The sequence below is a fragment of the Acinetobacter sp. LCT-H3 genome, assembly GCF_001866125.1.
GTDB classification, from domain to species: Bacteria; Pseudomonadota; Gammaproteobacteria; order Pseudomonadales; family Moraxellaceae; genus Acinetobacter; species Acinetobacter schindleri.
Map to the genome: position 1 here is coordinate 75,716 of NZ_MODX01000007.1, position 19,225 is coordinate 94,940.

General features: G+C 42.3%; 20 protein-coding genes and 1 pseudogene. 7 read left to right on the plus strand and 14 right to left on the minus strand.

Features of this window, described 5'->3' with window-relative positions; translation table 11 throughout:
• The first annotated feature begins 31 nt into the window (after window positions 1-31).
• Complete coding sequence (locus BK820_RS05695) at window positions 32-349, plus strand: YqfO family protein (protein WP_071320363.1); 318 nt, start codon at window positions 32-34, stop codon at window positions 347-349.
• A gap of 147 nt (window positions 350-496) precedes the next feature.
• A pseudogene (locus BK820_RS15660) lies at window positions 497-1,982 on the plus strand (carotenoid oxygenase family protein).
• Between the two features lie 269 nt (window positions 1,983-2,251).
• Here the strand turns inward: BK820_RS15660 and BK820_RS05705 are convergent.
• The gene (locus BK820_RS05705; protein ID WP_071320364.1) at window positions 2,252-3,046 is read right to left on the minus strand and encodes a nitroreductase family protein; all 795 of its coding nucleotides are present in this window, start codon (window positions 3,044-3,046) and stop codon (window positions 2,252-2,254) included.
• A gap of 73 nt (window positions 3,047-3,119) precedes the next feature.
• A complete protein-coding gene (locus tag BK820_RS05710) occupies window positions 3,120-3,920 on the minus strand; it encodes an enoyl-CoA hydratase (protein WP_071320365.1) in 801 nt (266 codons plus the stop codon).
• Between the two features lie 101 nt (window positions 3,921-4,021).
• Here BK820_RS05710 and BK820_RS05715 point away from each other — a divergent pair, with 101 nt between their 5' ends.
• Window positions 4,022-4,591: a nicotinate-nicotinamide nucleotide adenylyltransferase gene (locus tag BK820_RS05715; RefSeq protein ID WP_005222785.1), complete on the plus strand. Its 570-nt coding sequence runs from the start codon at window positions 4,022-4,024 to the stop codon at window positions 4,589-4,591.
• Between the two features lie 47 nt (window positions 4,592-4,638).
• Entirely contained in the window at window positions 4,639-5,199 is a 561-nt protein-coding gene (locus BK820_RS05720) for a YceI family protein (RefSeq protein WP_071320366.1), read from the plus strand.
• Window positions 5,200-5,815: 616 nt separating this feature from the next.
• On the opposite strand, the gene BK820_RS05725 is transcribed toward BK820_RS05720, so the two are convergent.
• The 5 genes from BK820_RS05725 to dapD all read right to left on the minus strand — a co-directional run bounded on the left by BK820_RS05725 (window position 5,816) and on the right by dapD (window position 9,138).
• A complete protein-coding gene (locus BK820_RS05725; protein WP_071320367.1) occupies window positions 5,816-6,274 on the minus strand; it encodes a peroxiredoxin in 459 nt (152 codons plus the stop codon).
• An 83-nt stretch (window positions 6,275-6,357) separates the two neighbouring features.
• Window positions 6,358-6,765 (minus strand): hypothetical protein, encoded by a 408-nt coding sequence (locus BK820_RS05730; protein WP_004815159.1) that lies wholly within the window; start codon window positions 6,763-6,765, stop codon window positions 6,358-6,360.
• Between the two features lie 16 nt (window positions 6,766-6,781).
• Window positions 6,782-7,450, minus strand: coding sequence for a 7-cyano-7-deazaguanine synthase QueC (gene queC / locus BK820_RS05735; RefSeq protein WP_071320368.1), 669 nt, complete (start codon window positions 7,448-7,450; stop codon window positions 6,782-6,784).
• A gap of 31 nt (window positions 7,451-7,481) precedes the next feature.
• Window positions 7,482-8,192 (minus strand): 7-carboxy-7-deazaguanine synthase QueE, encoded by a 711-nt coding sequence (queE, locus tag BK820_RS05740; RefSeq protein ID WP_071320369.1) that lies wholly within the window; start codon window positions 8,190-8,192, stop codon window positions 7,482-7,484.
• Window positions 8,193-8,316: 124 nt separating this feature from the next.
• Window positions 8,317-9,138, minus strand: a complete 822-nt coding sequence (dapD, locus tag BK820_RS05745) for a 2,3,4,5-tetrahydropyridine-2,6-dicarboxylate N-succinyltransferase (RefSeq protein WP_004815162.1) — start codon at window positions 9,136-9,138, stop codon at window positions 8,317-8,319.
• Between the two features lie 378 nt (window positions 9,139-9,516).
• Here dapD and carO point away from each other — a divergent pair, with 378 nt between their 5' ends.
• Window positions 9,517-10,260, plus strand: coding sequence for an ornithine uptake porin CarO (gene carO / locus BK820_RS05750; protein WP_071320370.1), 744 nt, complete (start codon window positions 9,517-9,519; stop codon window positions 10,258-10,260).
• A gap of 231 nt (window positions 10,261-10,491) precedes the next feature.
• On the opposite strand, the gene BK820_RS05755 is transcribed toward carO, so the two are convergent.
• The 7 genes from BK820_RS05755 to BK820_RS05785 all read right to left on the minus strand — a co-directional run bounded on the left by BK820_RS05755 (window position 10,492) and on the right by BK820_RS05785 (window position 17,188).
• Complete coding sequence (locus BK820_RS05755; RefSeq protein ID WP_071320371.1) at window positions 10,492-11,415, minus strand: CysB family HTH-type transcriptional regulator; 924 nt, start codon at window positions 11,413-11,415, stop codon at window positions 10,492-10,494.
• Between the two features lie 54 nt (window positions 11,416-11,469).
• A complete protein-coding gene (locus BK820_RS05760; RefSeq protein WP_071320372.1) occupies window positions 11,470-12,531 on the minus strand; it encodes a sulfate/molybdate ABC transporter ATP-binding protein in 1,062 nt (353 codons plus the stop codon).
• An 11-nt stretch (window positions 12,532-12,542) separates the two neighbouring features.
• Window positions 12,543-13,436, minus strand: coding sequence for a sulfate ABC transporter permease subunit CysW (gene cysW / locus BK820_RS05765; RefSeq protein WP_004892240.1), 894 nt, complete (start codon window positions 13,434-13,436; stop codon window positions 12,543-12,545).
• Window positions 13,433-14,266: a sulfate ABC transporter permease subunit CysT gene (gene cysT / locus BK820_RS05770; protein ID WP_004815168.1), complete on the minus strand. Its 834-nt coding sequence runs from the start codon at window positions 14,264-14,266 to the stop codon at window positions 13,433-13,435. Before cysT ends, cysW begins: the two co-directional genes overlap by 4 nt.
• An 86-nt stretch (window positions 14,267-14,352) precedes the next feature.
• Window positions 14,353-14,958, minus strand: a complete 606-nt coding sequence (locus BK820_RS05775) for an RBBP9/YdeN family alpha/beta hydrolase (protein WP_004815170.1) — start codon at window positions 14,956-14,958, stop codon at window positions 14,353-14,355.
• A gap of 31 nt (window positions 14,959-14,989) precedes the next feature.
• Complete coding sequence (locus tag BK820_RS05780; protein ID WP_071320373.1) at window positions 14,990-16,003, minus strand: sulfate ABC transporter substrate-binding protein; 1,014 nt, start codon at window positions 16,001-16,003, stop codon at window positions 14,990-14,992.
• 177 nt (window positions 16,004-16,180) lie between these two features.
• Window positions 16,181-17,188 (minus strand): sulfate ABC transporter substrate-binding protein, encoded by a 1,008-nt coding sequence (locus BK820_RS05785; RefSeq protein ID WP_071320374.1) that lies wholly within the window; start codon window positions 17,186-17,188, stop codon window positions 16,181-16,183.
• Between the two features lie 160 nt (window positions 17,189-17,348).
• Here BK820_RS05785 and pabC point away from each other — a divergent pair, with 160 nt between their 5' ends.
• Together pabC and mltG are read left to right on the plus strand one after the other, a co-directional pair.
• Window positions 17,349-18,161 carry an aminodeoxychorismate lyase gene (gene pabC / locus BK820_RS05790; protein WP_004815176.1) on the plus strand — a complete coding sequence of 271 codons (813 nt, stop codon included), beginning with the start codon at window positions 17,349-17,351 and terminating at the stop codon, window positions 18,159-18,161.
• 3 nt (window positions 18,162-18,164) lie between these two features.
• Window positions 18,165-19,217, plus strand: coding sequence for an endolytic transglycosylase MltG (gene mltG, locus BK820_RS05795; RefSeq protein ID WP_071320375.1), 1,053 nt, complete (start codon window positions 18,165-18,167; stop codon window positions 19,215-19,217).
• Window positions 19,218-19,225 lie beyond the last annotated feature (8 nt).

A 19,225-nucleotide genomic window follows, 5' to 3' on the forward strand; every position in this document is an offset into this window, starting at 1 on the left:
CAATAAATATCTGAATTTCAGGAAGGAATATATGTTAAAGCTGATTTATTACGTACCGGACAAAAATCTGGAAGACACTAAAAATGCAGTGTTTTCAGCAGGAGCAGGGGGTATTGGTGAGTATACGAACTGCGCCTGGCAGGTTTTAGGAACAGGACAGTTTAAGCCGCAAGAAGGTGCAGATCCTCATATTGGTGAAGTCGGTAAACTGGAACAGGTAGAGGAATGGCGGGTAGAAATTCTGGTGCCAGATGAAAAGGCAGTCGAGGTCGCTAAAGCCTTAAAAGAAAGCCATCCTTATGAAGAGCCAGCTTTTGAGTTTATCCAGCTGTTGGATATCAAAGTCTAAACTCAAAGTATTACTCATATTATATTCACGGCGGCGTGTTCATCTTAGCGCGCCGTCAGTCTACATTTGAAAAACAGTCAAACTGCTTTTGTTATTATAAAATTTGCCCTAGCACTCCAGATAAAAAATACAATAAGGAAAATAACAATGCAGTGGCCAAAACCGCTGAGCAGAATGCTCAAAAATACGCTTAGGCTTAGTAAATCCATTCAATACAGTGCAGAAATTCTGCATAGTCGTATTCCCTATTCCAATGATAATCCTTATCTGGATGGTATATTTGCCCCGCAACGGCAGAAGCATTTCTCTACTCAACTCATGGTAGAAGGACAGATTCCGGCAGAACTCGATGGTGCACTAATGCGGATTGGTCTAAATCCAATTCTGGTCAAAAATCCCAGAAGTTATCATTGGTTCACTGGCGATGGCATGATTCATGCCTTGAGACTGAAAGGCGGTAGGGCACATTGGTATAAAAGCAGTTACGTCGGAGTTGCCAGCGGGCAGAAGAAACTTCACCGACCACAAATTCTAGGTAAAACGCGCGGTGTCGCGGATGCCGTCAATACCAATGTCATCAACTTTGCCGGTAAAATTTGGGCACTGGTAGAAGCAGGCGCTTATCCAGTTGAGTTGAATGCTGCACTAGAGTCAAAACGACATCATTTGTTTGAAGATGATCAGGATCTACCATTTACTGCCCATCCGCATATTGATCCTGAAACCGATGATATTCATGCGGTTTGTTATGAGGCTTTAAGTCAGAACAAAGTTTTTTATCTGCATATAGATTCGCACGGTAAATTGAAACACCAGGTCGAGATTCCAGTGAAACATGGACCGATGATTCATGATTGTGCCATTACCAAATCTCAGGTGCTGATTCTGGATCTGAATGTGAATTTCTCGGTTCGCAGTGCTTTAAAAGGTTCAATGCTGCCTTATCAATGGAATCCAAAACGACAGGCACGTATAGGTGTATTACCTTTTGGTGGCAAAGTCACTGACATGCGCTGGTATGAGATTGATCCCTGTTTTATTTTTTATACCGTGAATGCCTATGATCTGAATACTGGCGATATAGTGATGGATGCGGTAGTGCACTCCAAAGCATTGATCCGCTCGATTCAGGGACCGATCGAAGATCAGGATATACGACTAGAGCGCTTTATTTTTGAATAAGGATCGGGAAAAGTGACACGAACCGTATTATCAAATATCAAGCAGGAATTTCCACGGATTAATGAAGCATTTATTGGGCGACAGTATCGTTATATCTATAGGATTTCTTTTGGTGAATTTAATGATCCTTCCCATGTCAGTAGCAATACGGTGATGTGTTTTAATTTAAGAACCAGAACCACAGAAAGCTATTCTTTTGGAGAAAACTGGGTCACTGGTGAGGCAGTCTTGGTCGCACGGGAAAATGCTCAGGCAGAAAATGATGGATAGTTAATGTCTTATATCCATGCTTTAGATTGTAGCCCCTCGAAAGTTGTAATTCTGGATGCCCAGCATATTCCAGCATATTACAGAAGGACCCATTGCAACGATTCATTTACCAGTTCGGGTACCGGTTGGATTTCATTGTAACTGGATTGATTATCGGAAATTAAGAGCGAACTATTCTTAAAAAATGATTTAGCATCGACTTGTATTTGCTCTAAATAGATTCCTTCCTTTTCGCCATCCGCGTATCAAATATTATTTCTTTTCAAAATAGTAGTGAATTTATATTAAGGTGACATGGATGTCACCTGCCAGACAGAGGTTCAAGGATGAACCTTCTGTCTGGCAATGGCTTTGGTTACTTTGGCCTGTCAAAGTAACGAAAATGCCTACGCGTATATCAGTTAATTTAAGAAAACAGTCGAGGCCGTGATATTCATTCAATAAACGTACTTAAATCTTCTGAATAAACAACTCACGATCAAAACGGTACTGCGGGAAGAATACCCCATCTTTAGCACGTTCACCTGCACCAATCACCATGACTGGATACTGTTCGTCATTTAATTCCAGAATTTCACGAACCATGGGCTCATCGAAGCCTTCCATCATACAGCTATCAAAACCATAAGCGCGTAAAGCTAAAACCAGATTTTCACAAGCCAGCGCCGTGGTTTTAGTCGCCCATAGTTTTGCATCAGCGGGGCTGAAAGCAGAAACTGGCATTTGCTTATCCAGAGTACGGGCTACTTTGAAAGCGACTTTCTTAAAGTTACCAAAGGCATTCAGATAACCTGTCTTGTAGTTATAGGGAATGTACTTATAGTACTTTTTGATTGCTGGCGGCGCCTCAGGAAATGGAAACTCACTAATATTCAGTTTCGCCATTTCATCAATGCGGTCAGTACGTGCAATACAAACAATCAGTTCAGAAGCCGTTTTAGCGGCCAGTTGGCTCATGCAGGCTTTCACCAGATGCTTTTTCTTGGATGGGTTCTGCACAACATAAAATGTCCATGGCTGCAGATTTGATGAATTTGGTGCCAGTAGTGCCAGATCCAGACAGGCATCCAGTACCTCAGCAGGGATTGGTTTTTTGGTAAATTTACGCACTGAACGGCGGCTTTCAATGACCTTACGGAAATTCTCTACATCAATATCCTGTGGTGCCGGCTCGTAATAACGCGTCTTGTCAGGATTTGAACTATCAGTTGTTTGAGAAGTCGTTTGGGAGTTTTCATTTGTCATAAGCTGGGTTCTTTCAAAAATATAAAAGATTGAGGCAGTCTAAACTGCCTCAATTAAAAGATAAGTTTCAGAATTAGTTGAATTGTGTGAAATCAGGTTTCCGTTTTTGCATAAAGGCCTGAACTGCTTCCATCATTTCAGGTGAGCCTACACGCTTCATAAAGATTTCTGCCTCATCATCAATGCATTCAATAATTTCAGCCAGATTATGCTTCATTAGTGCTTTGGTCTGCTTAATAGACGCCAAGGGCAAAGCGGCAAGAGTTTGAGCCTGTTTTTGTGCAGCTGTATACACATCTTCTTCGATGCTATTGATCAAACCCGCACTTAAGGCTTTTTCACTATTAAATCTTTGAGCTGTCAGGAGCAGTTCAGCAGCTTTGTGATAGCCAGCCTGTTGTACCAGCAGTTTGCTTGATGCACCTTCAGGAGACAGGCCAAGGCTGACAAATGGAATCTGGAACAGGGCAGTATTGTCGCTATACACCAGATCGGCGTGCAGGAGAATCGTTACCCCGATGCCAATGGCAACACCACGCACTGCAGCGATCAACGGCTTGGAGAATTTTGCAGCAGACTTGAGCAGGACAAATGGCGGTGTATCACCGGCTTTACCCTGTAAAGGTGTCTGGATGAACTTCATAAAGTCCTGCATGTCATTGCCGGCACTAAAGTCCGCATCCTGACCACGCAAAATCACCACACGCACGCTACTCTCCTGATCCGCTTCATCCAGAGCCTGAGCAATCCATAAGTACAGCTCGCCATAGAGCGCATTTTTCGCTTCAGGACGGTGAATGGCTAAGGTCAGTATGCCATTGTCTAAATTCGCATTTAAATGCTGATGCGGTTGTTGAATACAGCTCAGTGTCATCGTACTATCCTTGCTTTATTAATATGAATTTATTGGCGCTTATTATGTCGTAAAAATTTCCCTACGACATAACTGATGCGTTCATAAAAGTAAGATGTGCTATGAAATATAAATTTGATTATCTGGTTTTTATTGGTCGCTTCCAGCCTTTTCATCTGGCACATATGCAAACCATTAAAATTGCTTTGCAGCAAAGCCAGCAGGTGATTCTGGCTTTAGGATCAGCGCAGCAGGAACGTAATATCAAAAACCCATTTCTGGCCTCTGAACGTGAAGAAATGATCCTGTCGAATTTTTCCGAAGCAGATCAGAAGCGTATTAAATTCGTACATGTCATTGATGTCTATAATGATGAAAAATGGCAAAAACTGGTAAAATTACTGGTTGCCGGAGTGGCAGAGCTAAATGCCAAAGTTGGTCTGATTGGACATTTTAAAGATGAGTCCTCTTATTATTTAAGACTGTTCCCAGAATGGGAAATGGTGGAATTAGACAGTCTAGTCGGTGCCATTTCAGCAACACCATTACGGGAAGCCTATTATCGTGGTGACATTATGGAATCAGCATTTCCTTTAGGAACCAGCGAGTTTTTACATAAGTTTAAAAATACTGAGACTTATCAACAATTGGCACACAAGTTTAAAACGAATGATAAAACGAATCTGAGCTAAAACTGTTTTACGGTGAGGAGTTCATTTGATTGTTAGGGAGCAACAGAATGAATCTTATCCTAAAAAATATAGCCTATGCAGGATGCCTTGCAGTAGTAGGTCTATCAGCAGCCTACGCCAGCTGGAGCTTGACGCCTAAAAGTAGTGTGGGTTTTAGTATTAATTCATTGGGTTTAATTGTCGTAAAGGGAAGTTTTCAGCAATTCCAGGCCTCGATGCAGTTTGATCCTCAAAAACCACAACAGGCTTCAACTAAATTTACCATGCAGGTGGATAGCCTGCAGCTGTCCAAGCCAAGTCTAAAAAATATGATTATGGGTGAGGATCTGTTTGATGCTTCACGTTATAAAACTGTGAATTTTAAAAGTACCCGGTTTAAACCAAATGGTACGAATCGCTATCAGGTATTGGGTAATTTGACTTTACGGGGTGTGACGCGTCCAGTGGTTTTTGATACCACGCTAATACCAAATAAAACCAACCCGAATTTACTTGATGTGAATTCGAAAACAGTGATTAACCGTTCAGATTTCGGTATGAAAAAAGCCACAGCTGGTGTAGGTGAAAAGGTCAATATTCATCTGATCGGGCAGTGGAAAGCCTCATAATTTAGCTGTTCATTTATTTGAACGTGGCAGAGCAGTCTAAATTGGAATGGGATAATTTAAATGTTGCTCTGCCTGTTCTAGAATTTTGGGTAAGTTGTTGTAAAGCTGGTAAATGCTGTTTCCAGGGATGCCAATACAGTTTCACATCTGTTCTGCATTCTGGAAGTATTTCTAGCAAAGCGTTTTGTTGAAACCGATCTGCAATCTGATAGTCCGGCACCAGACCATAACCCAGTCCGGCAAAGACTGCTTCTGCAAAAGCAGTCGAAGAAGGAATAGAGTAAGAAGGATAGCTTGGTTGAGAAAGACCGTAATGAGTCAGTCAAGCTTTACCATGCATGTGATCCTGATCATAATCGCAGGAGCCTTACGTAGAGACTCGCGATGGATGCCTTGACCAAACCATCGCTGAAAAAATGCAGGTGTCGCTTCCATTCTATGACGCATAGCACTAATCAGTTGAGCCTGACAGCCTTTCATGGCTTGTTGCTGTGAACTGATATCTTGATGTACTGATTGCGATGGTAATGTGGGGAATTACAGTATCCCTGATCTTTGTGTGAGTGATAAAAAAAATGAGTCTAATTGGGACTCATTTTTTTATATCAAATAGATTTTAAGTTGCTTGGAGTGCTTTTAAATCTTCTAAAACCTGTTCAGCATGACCCGCTGCTTTTACTTTACGGTATTCCTTCACCAGTTTGCCATTATGGAAAATGAAAGTAGAGCGCTCAATGCCCATAACTTTTTTACCATACATGTTCTTTTCTTTAAGCACGTCAAAATGATTGCAGAGTACTTCTTCTTTATCACTGATCAGGTTGATGCTCAGGTTCTGCTTTTCCGTAAAGTTTTGGTGAGCCTTAACTGAATCGCGTGATACTCCCAGAATTGTTGTATTTAGTGCATCAAACTGGTCTTTTAGACAGGAAAAACCAACAGCTTGTGTGGTACAGCCTGGGGTAGAGTCTTTTGGATAAAAATAGATGATTAACCACGCTGCATCTAATTGAGCCAAGTTGATTTCACCAGTCGTAGTAGGGAAAACATGGTCAAGCAAGCCGATCTCAGACATAAAAAAACTCCATTGCTGTTGTAATTTTCACAAAAAAATAAGCCACATTATAGTGGCTTATTTATGCAAAGAATAATCAGAAATTATTTTTTGGCAGCAGCAGCTTTTTGAGCTTGTTCAGTTAAGGTTTTTAACTTACCGGTTAACTGTGGGCCAAAACATGCTTGCAAATCTTTATTTTGCTTTTGTACAAAAGCTAAAGTTGCTGGACTTTTCTTCTGGTTAATGGTGCTTTGAATTTCCCATTTCTGTGCATTGGTTAATTTACCATCTGCTTCAACAGCACAAGTACAATATTTGCTCACTTCAGAACTGGTCAGCTGTTTGCCTTTGCCAGTTTCTTCTTTACAAACATTGATCAGAGCAGCTTTAATATTGGTACTTTTGTAAGCATTTTGCAGTTTGCTGTCATCTGCTTGAGCAGTAGTTGCAAACAGCGCAGCGGCTGAAACTAAAGCTGAAAGAACAATATTTGACTTAAAATTTTTCATAAACTTTACCTTGTTATTACGGTATATAACGTGTCGGATCTTCAACACCTGCATCTGCAAAACCTTGTTTACGCAGACGGCAACTGTCACATGTACCACAAGCACGTCCTTGGTCATCTGCCTGGTAGCAAGATACCGTTTGGCTATAGTCTACGCCATGATCAAGGCCTAAGCGAATGATATTTGCTTTGGATAAATGTAACAGAGGTGTTTCAAATTTGAGCGCCTGACCCTCTACACCGACCTTGGTCGCAAGGTGTGCCATATTGGCAAAGGCTTCAATAAATTCAGGACGACAGTCGGGATAACCTGAATAATCGACGGCATTAATTCCGATCACAATTGCTTCTGCACCAAAAACTTCAGCTGCAGCCAGTGCATAAGACAAGAAAATTGTATTGCGTGCTGGGACATACGTCACAGGAATACCTTCCTGAAGTTGGTCTGGCACATCAATACTGTGATCAGTCAGGGCAGAGCCACCGAGGTTGCCTAAGTCAATATTGATGACACGATGTTCAACACCTGCACGACCAGTCAAAGCTCTTGCTGCATCAAGTTCAGTGGTCGAACGCTGGCCATACATAAAACTTAAAGCAATACATTCGTAGCGTGCCTGCGCCCAGGCTAAACACGTGGTTGAGTCTAATCCGCCAGATAACAATACAATGGCACGAGGGCGCATAGCTAAATCTCCAAAAATATTTGATAAATAATTAACGACCAGTTTCGTCATTCCATAACAGTTTATGTAACTGTAGCTGGAAGCGAACAGGGAGATGGTCTTCTAAAATCCATTGGGCCAGATCACGTGCCAGCTGTGGCATACGCGCCGTACCTTTTTCAACTTCAAAAGCAGGCGAGAACCAGACCGTACTGACTTTTTCATTAAGCTGGTACTGTTCAACCTGCTGTTTGGACCATTCATAATCTTCACGATTACAGATTACGAACTTGATCTGATCGTGCTGGGTTAAGTGGTCGAGATTAGAAAGCAAATTTCGTGCAACTTCACCCGAAGTTGGCGTTTTCAAGTCTAATACTTTTGATACACGAGGGTCTACCTTAGACACATCCAGCGCACCGCTGGTTTCCAAGGAAACTTCACAGCCTGCATCGACCAGGCGCTGCATTAACGGCAAGGCATTCGGCTGCGCCAGTGGTTCACCACCAGTCACGCAGATATAAGGTGTTTTAAAATCAAGTGTGGTTTGAATGATTTCTTCTAAAGATTTACGCTCACCACCTTCGAAAGAATAAGTGGTATCGCAATAGGTACAACGCAGTGGACAACCCGTCAAACGGATAAAGACTGTTGGCAGACCTGCTGTATTGGCTTCACCTTGTAATGAATAAAAGATCTCCGTGATGCGTAAACCCGCAGACGGATCAGAAACAGGGATAGCAGAAGATCGAAGCGTACTCATAACAAAATTAACCAGGGAAGAAAGAACAATGTATAAAAATAAAAATCCCTACGATCATTACTGACCGTAGAGACGAAGAGCGACTAAAGCTCTGAGGAACGTTAAGTTCCTAAAAAGTTAAGACTTAGTCTTCACGTAACAGATCATTCAGGCTAGTTTTCGCACGTGTTTTCGCGTCAACTTTTTTCACAATTACAGCAGCGTACAGGCTGTATTTACCGCATTTAGAAGGAAGACTGCCAGATACAACGACTGAACCAGCAGGTACACGGCCGTAGTGGATTTCGCCAGTTTCACGGTCATAAATCTTGGTAGATTGACCAATGAATACGCCCATAGAAATCACAGAGCCTTCTTCTACGATTACGCCTTCTACGATTTCAGAACGTGCACCGATAAAGCAGTTGTCTTCGATAATGGTCGGGTTTGCTTGAAGTGGCTCAAGAACACCACCAATCCCTACACCACCTGACAGGTGAACATTTTTACCGATTTGCGCACATGAACCTACAGTTGCCCATGTATCAACCATCGTACCTTCATCAACATACGCACCGATGTTCACATAAGAAGGCATCAATACCACATTTTTCGCCTGGTAAGAACCTTTACGTGCTACAGCAGGTGGTACTACACGTACACCAGCAGCTTTGAACTGTTCTTCAGTCCAGTCACCAAATTTAGTATCTACTTTGTCATAGAAGCGAAGATCACATGCTTCCATTGGTTTGTTGTCATTCAGTTTGAAAGACAACAATACAGCTTTTTTAATCCATTGATGAACAACCCATTCACCATCGATTTTTTCAGCTACACGTAAAGAGCCATTGTCCAGGCCAGCAATTACTTCCTCAACTGCTTGACGAACTTCAGCAGGACAATCCGCTGCTGTGAAATTCGCACGGTCTTCAAATGCTTGTTCAATGATTGTTGAAAGCTGAGACATGATCTTCCTTCCAGAAAAAAAATTTCCAAGATTTTACACTATATTGAGCAAAGATTAGATGGAAAACACGACTTATATCAAAATTAATTCTTCAAAATTATGGAGAAAATGGATGTGTCAAGTTTCATTAAAAGATTAATGAAAATTATATTTATATAGCTCATGATTTAATCAATAAGCAAAAAATTTCCAGTAAAAGCATCCAATTAAGGTGACTGTGCAAAAAACCTCATGAAAATCATATAAAAGGCATCAAATGTATCAAAAGTTTACATAAACTCAGCAAAACTTGAATAAAGAGTGGGCAAATTGTGAATTAAGATGCAGGCATAACGAAGAGTAAAAACGTTAAAAATAATTTTTTTTGAGGAGACATAGATGAAAACTTTTGCTAAATATTTTGCGCTGTCTGTACTTGCTGCAGCAACCACTTCTGTCATGGCAGCTGATGAAGTCATTGTAACCGATGAAGGCGTTGCTGAATTCTCTTTCTTCAAACCTGCTGCTGTTCGTGCTGAAGTCGGTACTACTGGTTACGGTGGTGCAATCTCTTGGAGCGCTAACCCATACGTAGGTGTTACTTTAGGTTATAACGGTGGTGATATTTCATGGTCAGACGATTTATCGATTAATGGCAATGAATATGACCTAGATATGGACAATAACCTAACTTATCTGAATGCTGAAATCCGTCCATGGGCAAACTGGTTCTATATGGCTGCTGGTGTGGCATACATCGATAATGAGTACAAATTAGAGCGTCGTCCAGGTACTAATGCTTCTTTTACAGTTGATGGATCTCGTTTTACTAATGATACTGGTGCAGACGTTCGTATCAATGGTGACCTATCTTACAAAAACAACATTGCACCTTATGTAGGTATTGGTTTCTCTCCGGCGATTACTAATCGTTGGGGCATTTTTGGTGAGATCGGTGCATATTATAATGGTAACCCAACAGTAAGTCTTCGAGCTAACCCAGAAGCTTTAGCTACAGTGGGCGCAGGAGATGATGGTCGTTCTTTAGCTAGAGCTCTTGAAGATGAAGAACGCGAAATTCGTAACGATAATGAATACGAATGGCTTCCAGTAGCTAAACTGGGTGTAAGCTTCCGCTTCTAATGATTAGATTCAAGAAAAAACGAGCTTCGGCTCGTTTTTTTATATTTATCAAGTTTAAATTTACTTATGTGTTTAATCTTACTTCAATAAATCAAGCTAAAAGTCCATAAGGTTCTTAATTTTTAAATATTACTCTGAAGCTCACTTATGCCTGTATTTCAAACATACTTAGTTGAAACAAGCATAAAAAGAGGCTAAAAAGCCTCATTTCATCTATTTAGATTTTATAGATTAGTCATCCGGATAAGCTACTTTTTTTAGTGCTCGAATGTCTGCATCTGGAGAGCAAAGCGAGATAAATTCGTAGCCATAACCACGTAATAAATGGCCTTTACGTACAGCAATCCATGTTGTATTTACACCAAAAATATCAGTTTTAATTTGTTTTAATCGATAATCACGTTCTGGGTCGTATGCCACATCGTTGACAATACCGACCCCCATATTCAGCTCTACATAAGTTTTGATTACGTCGGCATCGAGTGCGGACATTACAATATCCACATCAAAACCTGCTTCTTCAAAAGCGGTATCGATTTTAGAGCGGCCTGTAAAACCACCGTGATAAGTGATGATCGGATAATTCGCCAGATCTTCAATACGGATATTATCTTTCTTGGTTAACGGGTGGTTTTGAGGTGTGATAATGCTGTGCTGCCAGTTATAGTACGGCACACTGGCCAGGTTATCTTCAGTAGTTAAGGCTTCAGTCGCAATCCCGAGGTCTGCTTCACCTTGTAGCAGCATTTCGGTAATTTCAACCGGACTGGCCTGTTGTAGAATCAGATGAACTTTTGGAAATTCTTTTTTGAACTGATTTACGATCGGCGGTAATACATAACGTGCCTGGGTATGCGTTGTCGCAATGGTCAATGTCCCTTCATCAACCTTGTTAAAGTCATCTGCCAGACGTTTGATATTGTCAGCATCGACCAGCATGCGCTCCACAATTCCGAGCAGTGCCTGACCTGGTTCAGTCAGACCGAGTAGACGCTTACCTTTACGGATGAACAACTGTACACCAAGTTCATCTTCCAGGTCTTTAATATGCTTACTCACACCCGATTGTGAGGTATACAGTGCTGCAGAAGCTTCAGTTAAATTAAATTTTTGACGAACAGTTTCTCGAATAATTCTTAATTGTTGGAAATTCATTTTCTATATACCCTATAAGCGGATGGGGCTGAAATGGCCCCATCTGAATGTTTCTTAAGCAACCTGATTTGCAAATAAATGCAGGTTAAGTGGACTTAACCATACGGTCTGATTTGGTCGGAATTGATGCGCTCGCGCTTCTTCAGGCGTCAGTGAAATTTCAATCAGGTTACCCTGACGGTCATTCAGTTCTGCAACGACTTTACCGGCAATCCATAATTCACGAATGAAAGTCGCCTGAATTGCATTCTCTTGTGGCTGAGCGTAGATACGTAGTTCATCAGGACGGGCAAATACAATGACATCACCTTGTGGATGCTGTTGTGCCGCAGCAAATTGGATGCGATCTTCACCCAATTGAATGATGCCGCCATTATTATGACCTTCGAAACGGTTGGCTTGACCCAAGAAGTCGAACACGAATGGCGTTTTCGGGGTTTCATATACTTCACGTGGTGAACCAATCTGTTCGACATTCCCTTTGTTCATCACCACAATTTGATCTGCAACTTCCAGTGCTTCTTCTTGGTCGTGCGTCACGAAGATAGAAGTGATATGCAGCTCATCATGCAGGGTACGTAACCAGCGACGCAGTTCTTTACGCACTTTGGCATCTAGCGCACCAAAAGGTTCATCTAGTAATAGTACGCGTGGTTCAACCGCTAGGGCACGCGCAAGCGCAATACGCTGACGCTGACCACCAGACAATTGAGCAGGGTAGCGATCTGCCAGAAAGCCCAGTTGAACCAGATCCAATAAACGGGTAACACGTTTCTTGATTTCAGTCTCTGATGGACGGGTTGAACGTGGGCGAACACGTAAACCAAATGCCACGTTGTCATACACTGTCATATGACGGAACAGCGCATAGTGCTGGAAGACAAAGCCGACTTCACGTTCACGCACATGGACGTTGGTTGCATCCTGACCTTCCAGAATGACCTGCCCCCCATCTGCAGATTCAAGACCAGCGATAATACGCAGCAGGGTGGTTTTACCACAGCCTGAAGGACCCAAAAGAGCTACTAACTGGCCATCCGGGAAATCCAGGGAAATATTATTCAGTGCATGGAATGCACCAAAGTGTTTTTCAATATTTTTAACTTGAATACTCATGTGGGCATTCCTTAAGAAACTGTTAAATCGTCATTACGTTTGTTTTGTTTTTCCTGGCGCATTTCTACCCAGGTTTTAAGCACCAGGGTCACAATTGCGAGGAGAGCCAGGAGCGAAGACACAGCAAACGCAGCACTAAAGGTATATTCGTTATAGAGAATTTCGACATGTAGCGGCAAAGTATTGGTTTCACCGCGGATATGACCGGATACTACCGATACCGCGCCGAACTCACCCATGGCACGTGCATTACATAGAATCACACCATAGATTAGACCCCATTTAATATTTGGCAGGGTCACTTTCCAGAAGGTTTTCCAGCCTGATGCACCGAGTACAATTGCAGCTTCTTCCTCTTCAGTGCCTTGAGCTTCCATTAAAGGAATCAATTCACGCGCTACGAAAGGTACCGTAATAAAGATGGTGGCCAAAACAATTGCGGGTACGGCATACAGGATCTTAATGTCATTATCCATTAACCAGCTGCCCATCCAGCCTTGGGTACCGAAAATCAGCACTAGCATCATACCGGCGATGACCGGTGATACCGAGAAGGGTATATCGATAATCGTGGTCAGAATGGACTTGCCCGGGAAGTTAAACTTCGCCACTGACCAGGCAGCAGCCACACCAAATACCACGTTTAATGGTACTGCAATTGCAGCAGTTAATAGCGTTAGTTTTACCGCAGATAATGTGTCTGGATGAACCAGTGCCTGAGTATATACCCCGACGCCTTGCTTGAATGCTTCAACAAAGACCAATACCAGCGGCAGAATCAGGCAGCTTAAAAAGAAGATCAGCGCAATTGTGAGCAGGGTATAACGTACCCATTTTGGCTCGCGAGTTGCATCACGGGATTGCAGCTTTTCAGCAAGTGCATTGCTGTTAGTATTTAAACTCATCGTGCAGTTCTCCCTGTGCGACGGCTAGCCCAAGCTTGTAACAAGTTAATCAGGAACAGCATCACAAATGAAATCAATAGCATCACGACAGCAATCGTGGTTGCACCCGCATAGTCATATTCTTCCAGACGCGAGATAATCATCAGCGGAGCAATTTCCGTTTTAAACGGCTGGTTACCGGCAATAAAGATGACCGAACCGTATTCACCCACGCCACGTGCAAATGCCAGGGCAAAGCCTGTAATCAATGCGGGTAACAGAATCGGGAAAATAATTTTGGTCACGATTTGGAAGCGGTTTGCCCCGAGCGCAGAAGCAGCTTCCTCAAGTTCAGTTTCCAGATCAGATAGTACCGGCTGAACCGTACGCACCACAAAAGGAATGCCAATAAAGATCAGCGCCAGCGTAATACCTATTGGGGTATAAGCCACTTGAATACCTATTGGTTCCAGATACTGACCGATCCAGCCTGTAGGTGCATACAGTGAAGTTAATGCAATACCGGCTACGGCAGTCGGCAGGGCAAATGGTAAATCCACTAGAGCATCAATAATACGTTTACCTGGGAAGCTATAACGTACCAGACACCAAGCCAGTAACAGACCAAAAACAACATTGATCAGGGCTGCGATAATGGCGGCACTAAAACTCAACTGAAGTGATTTGAGAATACGTTCAGAGCTCAGGATTTCCCATAAGCCATCCCAGCCAATGCCAAGCGATTTAATAAATACGGCAGACAGCGGAATAAGAACGATTAATGACAAATACGCTAGGGTAAAGCCTAGAGATAGACCAAATCCTGGCAGCACTCGGGATCGCTGCGACATGATTACTCCTCAAAAGAGAGAATGCTGATTGAAGACAACCAGCGAATATTAAAAATGAAATTTGCGACAAGCATAATTTGCAACATCTAAAATGCAAATTTAAAAAAATACTTGCCTTCATCAGTATTGCTGATATGTTGCATCGGCATCTCTGAATTCAGGTATTGTTTAATTTCAGGGAAGGGGCCAAAGCCCGAAGCAACATTGACATGACCGACGGCGCCCAGATTAACCGGCTGAATTTTCCAGGATTTGGCAAAAGCATGTGCATCTTCAAAACTCAGCCAGGGATCATTTTCACTGATCAGCATGATGGTCGGGACCAGAAGCTTGAGCTGATGGAAATAAGCGCTGTAATCTGTTTGACTATCACGTGCAAAGCCATTTTCACTAAAACGGGCTGGGTTGGCCGGAGCCACCAGAACCAGTTTTTTAATTTTTCGACAAAGTTCTGGATGCTGGTCAAGTGCTGCAAGACTGGTCAGGCAGCCAAAGCTGTGCGCTACGATTTCAATATCATCTTCAATTTGCTGTACAGATTTGACAAACTGCGCTACCCAGCTACTCAGTACCGGATGATTCCAGTTTTGCTGTTGAACACGGGAGCATTGCATCAGACCACGTTGCAACCAGGATTGCCAGTGATCATGTTCACTGCCACCTACACCTGGAACAATGAGGGTATGTATCATGCGAATGCTCCTTATCTGTTCAATGCAAAACTTATTTTGCTGTATTGGCTTTTACGATTTGATCGAAAATGCCGCCATTTTCAAAGTGAGCTTTTTGCACTTTGTCCCAACCACCAAATTCCTGATCAATCGTCACCAGTTTTAATGGCTTGAAGACCTGACTGTACTTTGCCAGTACTTTTTCATTACGTGGACGGTAGAAGTTACGTGCTGAAATTTCTTGACCTAGTGGTGAGTAGAGGAAGTTCAGGTAACCTTGTGCCAGGTATTTGTTGCCTTTTTTCGCTACTGTTTTTTCTACGATCGCAACTGGTGGCTCAGCCAGAATAGACAGAGAAGGTGTGATGATTTCAAACTTGCCGGGTTGTTCACGAAGTGCCAGATGCGCTTCATTTTCCCAAGCCAGCAGTACATCACCAATGCCGCGTTCAGCAAATGTCGTTGTTGAACCACGTGCACCTGAATCTAGAACTTTGGTCTGCTTATAGATTTTGCGAACAAATTCTTGTGCTTTGGCATTATTACCGCCTGGTAGGTGTTTTGCATAAGCCCACGCTGCCAGATAATTCCAACGCGCCCCACCAGAGGTTTTTGGATTTGGTGTAATGATTGCGACATTAGGTTTAACCAGATCGCCCCAGTCTTTAATATTCTTTGGATTGCCTTTACGCACCAGGAATACGATGGTTGATGTATAAGGTGTAGAGTTGTGAGGCAATTTTTTTTGCCAATCCGCAGGGAGTAATTTGGCTTTTTCTGCAATAACGTCGATATCAGCAGCCAGTGCTAATGTCACTACATCAGCTTCCAGACCATCAATCACAGCACGTGCCTGTTTACCAGAACCACCATGTGACTGTTTAAAGTTAATAGTTTGGCCCGTACGGCTTTTCCAGTATTTGCCAAATTCTTTGTTGACGTCTTCATAGAGTTCACGCGTCGGATCATAAGAGACATTCAGAAAATCCCGCGCTGCTGCACCAAAAGAAGTTGCTGAAACAACAGCAGCCAAAATCCCAATTTTTAATTTTGTTGTAATGCTCATGTGAACCTCAAACTCTTACACGTTTTGTAACATGAGTGAAGAATAAACTTATTCTTTATGCATAAAAAATAATTAAAAACGAATTTTATATGAAAATAAAAGATAAGTAGATAAGTACGTATCTGAAACAAAAATGACCTTATTAAATAAGGCCATTAACGCTGCATTTATAAGACTTTATTTTGCACTGTTTGCTTTTACGATGTGGTCAAAGATACCGCCATTGTCAAAGTGTTGCTTCTGAACCTTAGTCCAGCCTCCAAATTCTTTATCAATCGTAACCAGTTTTAGTGATTTAAATACATGACCGTATTGCTTTAACACGGCTGCATTACGAGGACGATAGAAGTTCTTTGCTGCAACTGCTTGGCCAGCAGGTGAGTACAGATAGTTGAGGTAGGCTTTAGCCAGATTTTCATTACCATCTTTCTTGGCATTCTTTTCTACAATTGCCACAGGTGGTTCAGCCAGAATAGACAGAGAAGGCGTGATGATTTCAAACTTGCCGGGTTGTTCACGAAGTGCCAGCTGTGCTTCATTTTCCCAAGCCAGCAGTACATCACCAATGCCGCGTTCAGCAAATGTCGTTGTTGCACCACGCGCACCAGAATCCAGTACTTTGGTCTGTTTATAAATCTGGCGAACGAATTCTTGTGCCTTGGCATCATTACCCCCTGGCTGGTGTTTTGCCCATGCCCAAGCTGCCAGGTAGTTCCAGCGCGCGCCACCAGAAGTCTTCGGGTTTGGCGTAATTATATCTATACCCGGTTTAACTAGGTCGCCCCAGTCCTTAATGCCTTTCGGATTGCCTTTTTTGACTAAGAAAACAATTGTTGAGGTATATGGTGTCGAGTTTTGCGGGAATTTCTTCTGCCAGTCTGCCGGTAATAGGCCACGTTTAGCAATTTCATCAATATCTGCTGCCAGAGCCAGTGTAACGACATCTGCATCCAGACCATCAATCACGGCACGTGCCTGTTTGCCTGAACCGCCATGTGATTGTTTAAAATTAATATCTTGGCCAGTAGATTTTTTCCAGTAAGCACTGAATTCTTTGTTAAAGTTGTCGTACAATTCGCGAGTTGGGTCATAGGATACATTTAAAAAATCCTTTGCAGACACACTAAATGCAGTCGCTGAAATCAGTGCTGCAAGTACCCCAATTTTTAATTTACGGACGTTCATATTTGCCTCAAGTGTTCTTGGTTTTTGTTGGATGGGGCAAGAATAGCTGGAGTTTTTTTACATAAAAAATAATTAAAAAAGAATTTTATGTGAGTAAAACAGATATGTGGATGCAGTATAGCTTTGTATGCTGTGACATCGACCTGAGAGGTGGGAAATCATGCTGTGTTTTAAAAATGCACAACAAGTCAATCAGATAGATTTGCTTGATCGCGCCTTTCATTATGGCGATGGCTGCTTTACTACAGCCCGGATTCGCAATAACCGTATTGAACTGCAGGAACGGCATTTATCACGCCTGCATATAAGCAGTCAGAAAATGCAGCTACAAGCGGACTTAAACCTGATTGATGCAACCTTAGAGCAATTACGTGAATTAACTTCTAGCTTAAACGGCACCTTGAAAATTATTCTGAGTCGGGGCATTGGCCAGCGCGGCTATAGCTTGCCAGACCATCCAGCAGATGTTTGGCTGTATTACTATCCGCAAATGCTTCATGAGCATCACTTTGAGCAGATTGAAAGTGGTGTCTTAAATACTGCCCTTGGTCTGTGTATGCCGCAATTAGTTGGGTTAAAAACACTGAATCGTTTAGAGCAGGTCATGCTCAAACAGGAAGCAGATCAGCAGGGTTGGAGTGAAGCACTGGTTTGTGATGTGCAGGGTGAAATTGTTGAAGGGGTGAGCAGTAATTGTTTTTTAAGGATAAACAACACGTGGATTACTCCGGAACTTCGCTATAATGGCGTTACCGGGGTAATGCGTGCCGAGATTCTGGAACGTATGTTGCAGCAAGGCATTATTTGTGAACAGCGCAGTCTGGATTTGAATGAAATTTCTTCTATTCAGAGTCTATTCTTCTGCAATGCACTGAGCCCTATGAAAATTGTTACTCAATTTGAACAAAAAACACTGGATACAGAAGTCTGTATTGAGTTATTTCATCGTCTTCATTTACATCAGATCATTTAAAATATGTCCGCCAGCAAATCCACACGAAAAAAGAAAAATAAAGCGAAATCAGCTTTTCCACTTAAAGGTGTATTGGTCGTTGTCCTGGGTCTTGTATTGATCTTGGCCGTGATTCTCAAAAGCAGCCTGTTTAGAGATTATCCGGTTGAAGGTAAAAAACAGATGCTGGCGATCAGTGCTGGGGATACCTATTCTGGCTTTATTGATCGTCTGGTGAAAGAAGGTCATGTCAGCTTTCCGATCCTTTTGAAAGTTTATCAGCGTTTTATCATTCATGACACGATGAAAGCAGGTGTTTATGAAGTACGCGAAGGCATGAGTATCCGTCAGGTGCTGGAAATGATTTCCAATTCGGAAAATGCCCAGATGAACCGTATTCTGGTAATTGAAGGTACCACTTTCAAACAGCTGATCGATACTTTAAAGAAAGATGATTTAGTCACGAAAGAAGTAGTAAATCTGCCAACTGATCAATTGTTGAAAGAGTTAAATATTCCGTTTGATCATCCTGAGGGTTTATTTGCACCGAATACCTATTTCTTTGCCAAAGGTGAAACCGACCGTAAGATTCTGACAGATTTGTATCGTCATCAGATGCAGTCTTTAGATGAGGCTTGGAAAAACCGTGCCAGCGATTTGCCTTATCAGAATAAATACGAAGCACTGATTATGGCCTCGATTATTGAAAAAGAAACCAGTCTGGATAGTGAACTGGAGCAGGTGTCTGGTGTATTTGTACGCCGTCTGAAAATGGGGATGCGCTTGCAAACTGACCCAACCGTAATTTATGGCATGGGAGATAAATATCAAGGCAATATTACCCGTCAGGATCTGCGTACACCGACAGCATATAACACCTATACCATTTCAGGCTTGCCGCCAACACCAATTGCCCTGCCGAGCAAAAAAGCGATTGAAGCAGCGATGCATCCAGATAATTCACAAAATATTTATTTTGTTGCAACGGGTAATGGTGGGCATAAGTTCAGCACGAATCTACAAGATCACAATAGAGCAGTGCAGGAATATCTCACTGTTTTACGTTCAAAAAATTAAGGAGTGAG